The organism is Chloroflexus sp. (genome assembly GCF_056331925.1).
This window is the reverse complement of the sequence record NZ_JBWGQH010000014.1, coordinates 1-3044: the sequence shown is the minus strand read 5'-3', so window position 1 is coordinate 3044 and position 3044 is coordinate 1. Positions and strand designations below refer to the sequence as shown.

Below are 3044 nucleotides of genomic sequence, written 5' to 3'. Positions count from 1 at the left end.
TTAGCCTTCTTTGCGTTCTTTGCACTGTAGATGATGAGGATTGTGTGATGTCGATCAAAGGATTTATTTTCGATCTTGACGGTGTACTCACCGATACCGCCGAATACCATTATCAAGCGTGGAAACGTTTGGCCGATGAACTCGGCATTCCGTTTACCCGTGAAGAGAACGAAGCGCTGCGCGGTATTCCACGCCGCGAGTCACTGCTGATGCTTCTCAAAGGGCGCACCTACCCTGAAGCAACGCTCAATGCGCTGATGGAACGCAAAAACCGCTACTATCTCGAATATATCCGCGCCATCTCACCACGCGATCTCCTGCCTGGTGCTCGCGAGCTGTTACATGAAATCCGGGCTACCGGTTTGAAGGCGGCACTCGGTTCGGCGAGCAAAAATGCCCGTGAAGTGATCGAACGGCTCGGTATCGCCGATCTCTTCGACGCAATCGCTGATGGCTACAGCGTTACGAGACAGAAACCGGCGCCAGACCTCTTCTTACACGCTGCGGCACTGCTAGGCCTACCGCCAACGGAATGCGTGGTAGTCGAAGATGCGACTGCCGGCGTCGAAGCTGCATTAGCGGGCGGTTTTACCGTTATCGGGATCGGGCCGCACGAGCGGGTAGGTCGCGCGCATCTCGTGTTGCCGAGTCTGGCAGGGGTACATCTCGCCGATCTGTTGGCGCAATTGCCGATACCGGACCGGTAATTAATGCTGAATGATGAGGATCGGCTAGAATTGATCGGGAGGTCGGCAGAGCAACTGCCGCACCCGATTTCTGTCGCACCACTTTCTCCTATTGTCCACCGAATCAACAGAGCGCGTGTGCCTCTCCTCATCTTCATTTCACGTCGGAGATATGACCAGAACGACACCGAACGGTACCGTGTGCAGCGAGCGAAGCGTTCGGATCGAGCGTTGAAAGCCCCAAAGAGGGTGCCGGGAACGCCATCGCCCACGAGAGTTCGTAATCCGGCGTCACCGCCCGTCACAATAGATCCGGGCCACGTGGCTCAACAACCCGCCCGTCGCCCCCGCTAGCAGGATCGGACCGTAGCCTGTGATAACCAGGACCGGCCCGATCAGCAAGCCCATAAAAGTCAGCATGTTCTACAGCTTGAGAACCTGCGCGAACCGCTCATCCCGTGCCTCGTAGAGGTCGGCCAGAAACGCCGAAAGGGTCGCCCGGGCGTCTCCGTTTACATACCTTCGCGCTTTCTGGAGCGGTTTTTTTTCCATGCCACCTGGCACACCAGGGGAAACTCCGGGAGGTCGCCCAGGGTCCGGTGCAGCCATGCCTTGAGATGGGGTGTGGTCATCGCGTTCACCACCAGCCGCTCCACGTCGTGGATCAACAGCCAGGCGGTCAACTTCGCCCCACCGTTCCAATATAGCGCTTTCATGTTGTCCCCGAAACCGCTCACTCTGCCCGCTGGATCGGCACCCCGACATGATCCAGCACAACACGTTCGGATGGGGTGACCGCCTCAAGCTTCTTCTGTTCCTGTCGGATGCGCCGGCAGGTCTCCTCGAACTCGGCTTGGGTGAATCGGACAAAAAACTATTTCCCGGTGATCGCGGAAATCCCCTTCACGGCTCCCGCACCACCAGCGGCAGGTAGAGCCGATACCGGCAGCGGTTCTCCGAGTGGGTCGCCGGAACCGTGCTCGGGAACGCCAACGTTCCAGCGGTCAGGGAAACCGGACTGCTATCCGGCACAAACGTCGATACGGCGATCGTCGGTGTTGTCGTCCCGGTGACCACAGGGACTGCGTTGCAATCGCTTTCGCCCACCGCATCCGTCCGCACGACATACATGTCGTCATAGGCAGTAGGGTCCGGCCATGTATCGCCTGCCAGGAGAAAGCCCCCATCGACAGCCATCACGGCCGTGGTAATCCCCTCGCCTCCGCCGCCGTCATAGGTCCCCACAGCTTCCTTGGCCTGAGAACGTTTGGATGGGGGTGTGGTAATCCCCTCGCCTCCGCCGCCGTCATAGGTCCGGCTCCACTGGACGTTTCCCGCTCCATCGATCTTCACCGCATAGGCATCAAAACCCGAACTGGAATTGTGGGTATTTCCGGCCAGCAGAAAGCCTCCATCCGGCGTCCGCACCACGGCCGTGCCTCCCTCATCCAGAACGCCAGGCCGCCCGTAGGTCCGGCTCCACTGGACGTTCCCCGCGCTATCCAGTTTCACCGTCAGGATATCGTCGTCTTTCAGGTTCTGGGAATTCACTCCAACCACCGTAGTCCCCACCAGCAGAACGCCCCCGTCGGCTGTGGTCACCATACCTCCCAAGGTAGGGTCTCCGCCCGTTAGCTCCCACCCCTGCTGAACCGTCCCGTCCGGGTTCAATTTCAACAGGACAATAGAATACGTCGTCTGGCCGGTCCGATAGTCGTAAAAGGATCGGTCGCCTCCCACCAGGAATCCCCCGTCCGCGGTCTGAACCACGGAAAACAGGAACGTTTGCGCTGTGGAAGATGAGAGCATATAGGTGCGGCTCCACTGCACGCTGCCTGAACCGTCCAGCTTCACCACCAGCGGCTGAGAAGGAGAGGGGTAGCCAGGCGAAGTGCTGCCCACCAGCAGAAAACCACCGTCCGAGGTGGCCAGGATGGTGCTTGCTCCCTCAATAGCCCCTATGTCGTAGGTGATGGCCCTCTGCACGTTCCCGTCCGCATCCATCTTCACCAGGTAGATGTCGCGGTCGGTAGAGCTGATCAGCGAGCTGACCAGCCAGAACCTCCCATCCGCGGCGGCCACAGCGCTGCCGGTCCATTGGTTCCCGTCCCCATACGTCCGGCTCCACTGCACATTCCCCGCAGCGTCCACCTTAACGACGTAAGGGTAAAGCGAGGATGTTTGATAAACTTCCCCAACTTGCCCGACCAGCAGGAAGCCCCCATCGAAAGTGGGCAGCACCGTGCGGATCGTCTCACTGCTCCCTGCCAGACCGTAGCTTCGCTGGAAGCGGGTTCCGGCCGCTGCGGCGCTCGCCGCGGCCCGGCAGACCGCCGCTGCCCCGCCGGAGGCCCCCGT

Annotated in this window: 3 protein-coding genes; 1 reads left to right on the top strand and 2 read right to left on the bottom strand. The window is 60.1% G+C overall.

Features of this window, described 5'->3' with window-relative positions:
• The first annotated feature begins 47 nt into the window (after nucleotides 1-47).
• Complete coding sequence (gene pgmB / locus AC01ZF_RS08765; RefSeq protein WP_424677585.1) at nucleotides 48-707, top strand: beta-phosphoglucomutase; 660 nt, start codon at nucleotides 48-50, stop codon at nucleotides 705-707.
• 491 nt (nucleotides 708-1198) lie between these two features.
• On the opposite strand, the gene AC01ZF_RS08760 is transcribed toward pgmB, so the two are convergent.
• Both AC01ZF_RS08760 and AC01ZF_RS08755 read right to left on the bottom strand, forming a co-directional pair.
• Nucleotides 1199-1369 carry a hypothetical protein gene (locus AC01ZF_RS08760; RefSeq protein ID WP_476575295.1) on the bottom strand — a complete coding sequence of 57 codons (171 nt, stop codon included), beginning with the start codon at nucleotides 1367-1369 and terminating at the stop codon, nucleotides 1199-1201.
• A gap of 220 nt (nucleotides 1370-1589) precedes the next feature.
• Nucleotides 1590-3044: hypothetical protein (locus AC01ZF_RS08755; RefSeq protein ID WP_476575294.1), on the bottom strand; the 1455-nt coding region annotated here is incomplete at its 5' end.

What these genes read in the sequence shown, in the direction of transcription:
- pgmB (WP_424677585.1), top strand. Translation starts at nt 48, where the DNA reads ATGTCGATCAAAGGATTTATTTTCGATCTTGACGGTGTACTCACCGAT.